At 60.9% G+C, this 6400-nt stretch carries 4 protein-coding genes; all 4 read left to right on the top strand.

Annotated features, from left to right (window positions below; genetic code table 11):
- Positions 1 to 825: 825 nt before the first annotated feature.
- Positions 826 to 4446, top strand: a complete 3621-nt coding sequence (locus P0D89_RS50310; RefSeq protein ID WP_408370337.1) for an AAA family ATPase — start codon at positions 826 to 828, stop codon at positions 4444 to 4446.
- A gap of 70 nt (positions 4447 to 4516) precedes the next feature.
- Positions 4517 to 4774, top strand: coding sequence for a DUF4242 domain-containing protein (locus tag P0D89_RS50305; RefSeq protein WP_408370335.1), 258 nt, complete (start codon positions 4517 to 4519; stop codon positions 4772 to 4774).
- Between the two features lie 481 nt (positions 4775 to 5255).
- The gene (locus tag P0D89_RS50300; RefSeq protein WP_408370333.1) at positions 5256 to 5696 is read left to right on the top strand and encodes an ion channel; all 441 of its coding nucleotides are present in this window, start codon (positions 5256 to 5258) and stop codon (positions 5694 to 5696) included.
- Positions 5697 to 5885: 189 nt separating this feature from the next.
- The coding region (locus P0D89_RS50295; protein WP_408370331.1) for a voltage-gated potassium channel at positions 5886 to 6400 on the top strand (515 nt) is incomplete at its 3' end.

The raw sequence follows: 6400 nt of genomic DNA, 5'->3' as shown, positions 1-6400 counted from the left end.
GCCGCTTATCAATCATGCCGTTGTACAGCGCTCGCGCCTCGTCGTAGTCCTTGTCCGACGGAACGATCAGCCTTCCGCGAAATCCCTGAATCGCAAACTCGTCCATGACGCTGCCTCCTCGAAGAGTTTATCCATCGCGCGCGCGCACGCGCGACGACGCGCTGCCGTACCCAGAAGCCTCGCGCCGAACGGTCGACAAGAACAATATCGGGCGCGTGGAATCCATCGGCATCCACGTACCTATCTGGTCGCCGTTCCGAGCCTTAGCCTCGCACCTTACTTGATGAAAGCATAGGGCGCCGACGCAATTGCCGAAAAGAACTTCCGATTGGCGACAGCGACAGCAAGACGAGCGAGCAACCTTCAGAAAGCTCAAGGCTGGACACATTGACCTTGGGGCACCTCCTGGTGAAGCTGGCGCTGCTTGGGAAAACGGGGAAAATGGCTTGGGGACCTGCCGTGATCGGCCTCTTGATTGCGCCAAATGATTCGGGCACGACTGCGCCTCTTGTCACCTAAAACGAAATAGGATGAAATGTTTTCGAAAGTATAGGCGCGTACGAGAAACGCGTTCGAGGATTGCGTACTGCGTGCAAGTGTCCTGGGCAAGTTGCGACACCGCGAGGACCATGGTTGTGGACGAGGGTATAGGCGACGATGGCGAGTCGAAGGCTGACTGGAAGCAGTGCTCCAGCAACTTGCCGCGAGGGTGCCGCGACGCACCGGGCCGTCCAGCACCGCGAGCTCCGGCAGCCAAAGAACCGCGATGGAGTAGATTGAGACGACGCGCCCTGGTGGTGTGGTGGCTCGACAAGAGATCACGCGATGACCGACGATCTGACGAGATGGCTGGTGCAGGTTGGGCTCGGTGAGCACGCCACGACGTTCGCCTCGCAAGGGATCGACTGGGATGTGCTTGGCGACCTCTCGGAACAGGACTTAAAAGAGCTTGGTCTTCCTCTGGGCGACCGGAAGCGGCTGCTGAAAGCGCTTGCGGCGCTGACCGGCGCTCGGACTCCATCGCGCGAACGCGAACCAGAGCGCCAGGAGCAGCACGGGTCGTCTGGGAGCGGAGCCCTCGAGGCTGAGAGGCGACAGCTCACCGTGATGTTCGTGGACCTGATCGACTCGACGCCGCTAGCAGAGCGGTTCGATCCCGAGGACATGCGACGCGTGCTCAGGGTCTTTCACCAAGCCTGCGCAAGCGCGATCGAAGCCCATGAGGGCCATATCGCGCAATATATCGGTGACGGAGTACTCGTCTATTTCGGCTACCCTCACGCGCATGAAGACGATGCCGTGCGCGCGGTACTCGCTGGCCTCGCCGTCATCTCAGCTCTTCGTCGGGCTAATGAACATATAGAAGCCGAGGAAGGCGTGCGTCTGCAGGTGCGTGTCGGGATCGAGACCGGTCTGGTCGTCGCCGGCGAAATCGGCGCCGGATCCTCGCTGGATCGGCAGGCAGTCGTCGGGGAAACTCCAATCGTCGCTGCAAGGCTGCAATCTCTGGCTCCGCCCGACGCGATCGTCGTCGGCCCAGCCACCGAGCGGTTGATTCAGGGATCGTTTTTGCTTGAAAACCTCGGCAGGCGCGAGTTGAAGGGTCTCTCCGGTCCTGTCCAGGTCCATCGCGTGCTGGCGCAGACAGACGCTGTAGACCGCTTCGAAATCAGGGCGGGCCGCGGGATGACGCCGCTCATCGGCCGAACGGCCGAACTCGACATGCTTCGGCAGCGCTGGACGCAGAGCGCAGACGGCGAAATGCGCTGCGTGCTGCTGACCGGCGAGCCGGGGATCGGAAAATCTCGCCTGCTGCGGGCTTTCCGCGACAGCATCAGTGCGGACGCGCACGAGGTCGTTTCGTTCCACTGTTCCTCGTACTATCGCGACAGCCCGTTCTGGCCGGTGATACAACGGCTGCAACGCGCCTTTGACCTGGACCCCAAGGCGCTCACCGCTTCCGATGTCGAACGGCTGGAGGCCGGGCTCGGCGCGCTCGGTGTGGATGTTGAGGAGACGATCCTCGTGCTCACGACCTTGCTGGGGATTCCGACGGCCGAACGGTATCCGGCGATCGACGCTTCCTCCCCTTCCTTTAAACGGCGAACCCTCGATGTGCTCGTCGCGATGATCGAAAAGAAGACGCATCTTCAGCCGGTTCTCGTCGTCGTCGAAGACGTGCATTGGATCGATCCGTCGTCGCTGGAGTTCGTGCGACTGATGCTGGAGCAACTGGTGGCGGCCCGGCTGCTGGTGCTGCTCACGGCGCGGCCCGAATTCAAGCCGGGATGGACGTACCCTCATCTCGTGCAGGTCGATCTCGATCGGCTCTCGCGACGGGACTGCATCGCGATGATCGAACGGCTGACCGATGGCAAGCCGCTTCCACGCCTGGTGCTGGATCAGATCGTCGCGAAGACGGACGGCGTGCCGCTTTTCGTCGAGGAACTGACGAAGACCGTGCTCCAGGGCGACCTGTTGCACGATGCCGGCAGAAGCTACGAATTGAAAGGGGCGCCAGGGGCGATTGCGATTCCAAACACGCTCCAGGGCTCGCTGCTGTCGCGGCTCGATCGTCTGGAGCCGGGTGTGAAGGAGACCGCCCAGATTGCGGCGACAGTCGGGCGGGAATTCGGCCGGAGGCTCCTCGCCCTGATCACCTCTAAGCCCGAAAACGAACTGCAGGAAACGCTCGATCGCCTGACTGCGGCAGAAATCATTCTGCCGGCTCCAGGTGCGCCAGAGGACGGGGGAACATATCTGTTCCGTCATGCGCTGATCCAGGAAATCGCATACCAATCCCTGTTGCTTGCGCGCCGCCGCCAGTACCATGGCCTGATTGCCGCTGCTCTCGAGCAACACTACCCCGAAATAGTCGAGCGGCAGCCGGAACTGATCGCCCAGAATCTGGCTGCCGCCGACCTGCCGGATCGCGCGCTCAGCTATTGGCAGCGTGCGGGCGAACGGGCGCTTGCGCGCGCAGCCTACGAAGAGGCCATCGCCGATGCGCAGCGCGGGCTTCAACTGGCAGAAGGTCTCTTGCTCGGCGAGCACGATCGGGCTATCCGTACGTTGCCTCTGCTTCTGATACGAGGCGGAGCGGAGCACAGACTGGGTCGCCGGGATGCGAGTGAAACCTTTCTGCAGGCCGCCCAGATTGCTCGGGTAGAGAAGCTATCGTCGTATTTCGCGCAGGCGGCGTTGGCGTACGACAACACGGAGATGTTTCTCGGAGGCTCCGGAGAGGCATCGATTGCCTTGCTGGAAGAGGCGCTCGCTTCGACCGGCACCGAGGAAACCGTTGAGCGTTCTCGCCTGTTGAGCCGACTGGTCCGCACCCTTCACATGACCGGTGCATTCCGACGAGGAGGCGAAATGGCTCGCCAGTCTGTCGCACTCGCGAGACGCCTGGAAGATCGACAAAGCCTGTTCGACGTCTTGCTGTGCGAGGTGATGCATGTCGGCGCCCGCCGTTTGCCGGCGGCAAAATTCCCGGAGCGTCGAAGCGTGCTGGAGGAGCTCCGCCAGATCGCCGAGGATCTCGGTGATGACCATTCCATTAGTCACGCTTGCGCTCGAAGCGTCACCGGCTACCTCGAGATCGGAGACGTTCAAGGCTTCGAGAACGCCCTGGAAAGGCATCAGGAAGTTGCCACGCGTGGGCAACAATTCATGGACAAGTGGTGTGTGACCTGTACACGGGCGATGCAGGCCATCCTCGTCGGTGACTTCGCGCTGGCGGAGCGCAAGGCGGAAGAATCGTTGGCGCTGGCGGAGAGCGTCGACGCGAAATTCGCGGCGGGCGTCTACGGCATGCAGATGTTCACGATACGCCGGGAACAAAGCCGGCTTGCTGAGGTCGCGCCGCTGCTCAAACGGTTTGTCGACGAGCATCCCGAGAACGCGACCTGGCGGCCAGGCCTGATGTTGATCGCCAGCGATCTCGGCTTCGAGGCGCAAGCCCGCCGCAATCTCGATGGGCTGGCGGAATCCGAATCGTGCATTCCTATGGACAGCAGGCGGCTCATTACCTTGACTTACCTTGCGGAAGTCGCTGCCCGGCTGCGCGAAATCGGGCACGCCGAGCGCGTCTACGCGTTTCTTCTGCCTTTCCGGGATCAGGTCGTAACCGTTCCTGTCTTCACCCTGTGCTGCGGATCGGCGGCACGGTACCTCGGCATGCTCGCCGGCGCCCTTGGCGATTGGTCTGCTGCCGAAGAGCATTTCGAATACGCATTGCGTATGGATGAGCGCTTGCGGGCGTGGCCATGGCTGGCGCATAGTCGGCACGAATTCGCTGTCATGCTGTCGGCACGCAATCGCAAGGGTGACCGCGCATGGGCGGCAGACCTGCTCGCCACCGCGGCTGCGACGGCTAGAGAATTAAAGATGTTTGCGCTTCTGGAGCGTATCGGCGCCGCGAGCAACTCGGGCCCTGGGAATTAGCACAGGGGTATTACAACTGATAGTGCACAGCCGAAAGTCCGGCAAGCAGGCACGACTACCGGAGAACACCATGCCGCGTTTCCTGATTGAACGAAACTTCGCCGAGCAGATCGAGCTTACTGGCGATTCCGCACAACTGCTCAAACAGATTAACGACGAAGAAGGCGTTAAATGGCTTTTCTCCTTTCTCAGCGCAGACAAGAAGAAAACCTATTGCCTGTACGAGGCACCCGACGGCGAAGCGATCCGCGCTGCCGCACGTCGTATGAATATGCCGGCCGATGTGATCGTCGAAATCAGTGATTTGCGGCCGGAAATGTTTAACTAACGGCGGCAACCTGTCCGCGCACCCGTAGATGTTTGGGACGCTTCAGGAAACGGACAATTGAGCCAATTTCCGGATCAGCGACTTTCGCGGAGGCCCAGACTGCAGTCTCGCGAAGGTTCGCTTTGTCCGCGCAGTTGCCGGCCGACACGGCTGCAGAAAGGACTGTTGCACCGTGGAGAGCTGCCGTTGAGGTCGCGTCGGGTAGAAGCGTAGAAGTGGGTCGAAGCGAGCCGACCGTATCAGGCAGCTACCGGCCATGTGCCGTCGTTCGTCTGTACCCGCACTCAGACATTCGGGCGACTGCTTCGCTCAGTAAGCGAGCGTTCGGCAGGCCCAATATCTGGAGCGGGACATGGCTGGGTGCGGCTGACGCAATGTGTCCTATGATTGGCCGGGGTAGCAAGTTTTGAACTTGCGATCTCCGCGTCCCGAATGCGGCGCCTTTTTTGCCTGCGCGCTCCCCCTGAAGACGGAGTCAATCATGCTACACAATGTACTCGCCGCCGCTCCGGCCATGGTCCTGTGCCTGCTGCTGCAAGGCGTGGTGGTAGCCATCTGCCTGCGCCGGTACGCGCGCTTCCGGCGCAACGTTAAGAGTCAGGACTTGCTATGGGTGGACGTCCTGCTATTGATAACCGTGATGCTGCTAACCTTGCTCTGCAATTTCGCCCAAATGGCAATCTGGGCTGCGCTGTTCATGCTCTTAGGCGAATTTTCTGATTTCGCCACTGCTTTGTATCACTCCGCGGTCAACTTCATCACCTTGGGCTACGGCGACATTGTCATGTCCAAGCAATGGCGCATGCTTGGTCCAATCGAAGCTGCCAACGGCATCCTTATGTTCGGAGTCTCAACCTCGGTGATGACGGCTGCGGTTATGGATGTGATTAAGTACCATCATGCCCGACTGCAGCAGAAGTAGCCGCCAGAGCACTGCACACGAGGCGCTGAAGGAATGAAAATCGGCAGCATCGGGCCGGGGCGGTGAAGGGCCGAAGTGGGTCCGCTTCCGCCAGCGCGGAGCGGCAGGGTGTGGTACCGCTTTATACTCCCGTCACACGCGGCCCGGCCTGTCTGGCCGCGACATAAGCGAAGCAAGGGAGAGAGCACCATGGCCTTCCGTACCACGCGCGAAGCGCTGTCTCGCATTTTCTACCAGCGCTGTTTCTGGCTGTTCGTCGTGCTGGTTATTCTCATCGGCGCGGTGTCGTTCGTGCCGGCGAGCGACAGCGGCAGACTCGTTCTGAACGTCGTCAACATGTTCCTCCTCATAGCGACCGTGGCAGCGGTCAGCCGCACGACCCTGTCGTTCGTGATGGCGCTGCTGTTTGCCATTCCGGCCATGTGGTTCCAGTACCACGGCCTGTGGCACGACGACGATCGCAGTCTTGCGGTATCCTGGATGTTCAGCGCCGTGCTGTATTCCATCACAGTCGTTTACCTTCTGCGCTACGTATTCCAGCCCAAAATCATGACACCGGACAAGCTGTTTGGCGCTGCGGCGGCGTATCTGTTGATCGGTGTCCTCTGGGCGTACGTCTACGCGAGCATCGGATTCTTCTATCCGCAGTCTTACATGATCGTCGGGCAGCCGGGGCGGCTCGTTTATGCCGACGCGCTTTACTT

Source organism: Paraburkholderia sp. RL18-085-BIA-A (assembly GCF_046027075.1).
Classification (GTDB): domain Bacteria; phylum Pseudomonadota; class Gammaproteobacteria; order Burkholderiales; family Burkholderiaceae; genus Paraburkholderia.
Note: the sequence above shows the minus strand (reverse complement) of the source record. Positions and strands in the feature narration are given on the sequence as shown.

Coding starts and splice junctions, on each gene's coding strand:
- P0D89_RS50300 (WP_408370333.1), top strand. CDS start 5,256: ATGCTACACAATGTACTCGCCGCCGCTCCGGCCATGGTCCTGTGCCTG.
- P0D89_RS50305 (WP_408370335.1), top strand. CDS start 4,517: ATGCCGCGTTTCCTGATTGAACGAAACTTCGCCGAGCAGATCGAGCTT.
- P0D89_RS50310 (WP_408370337.1), top strand. CDS start 826: ATGACCGACGATCTGACGAGATGGCTGGTGCAGGTTGGGCTCGGTGAG.